Source organism: Pseudoalteromonas sp. SIMBA_162 (genome assembly GCF_046535955.1).
Lineage (GTDB): Bacteria > Pseudomonadota > Gammaproteobacteria > Enterobacterales > Alteromonadaceae > Pseudoalteromonas > Pseudoalteromonas marina.
The window spans coordinates 1-296 of sequence record NZ_JAWJBQ010000224.1; the positions used below are offsets into that span (position 1 = coordinate 1).

At 67.6% G+C, this 296-nt stretch carries 1 protein-coding gene; it reads right to left on the bottom strand.

Translation table 11 applies throughout. From position 1 onward, the window contains the following. A partial coding sequence (locus tag R0J88_RS19460; RefSeq protein WP_410900790.1) for a DUF484 family protein occupies nt 1-283 on the bottom strand: 283 nt, incomplete at its 3' end. Between the last annotated feature and the right edge of the window lie 13 nt (nt 284-296).

A 296-nucleotide genomic window follows, 5' to 3' on the forward strand; every position in this document is an offset into this window, starting at 1 on the left:
CGGCATCGAGCAGATCCAGCACCAGCTGACGCAGACGCTGATAGCGACTCTCGTTGTCGCGCGCGGCGGTCAACAACTCCTCGAGGCGCTCTTCTGCCTGATCGGTCCGCCCGCGCAGGTCATGTACCAGCCGCTCCAGCAACGAGATGCTGCCGCCGCGCGCTTCCGGGTGTGGCACCCGCATGCGTTGCAGCAACCCTTCACGCCCCTCGAAGAAATCGGGATGCGTGGCCAGCCATTCGGCGACCCGATCCGGGTCCAGCGTGCGCGGGCGACGTGACACGGGTGACTCGGCC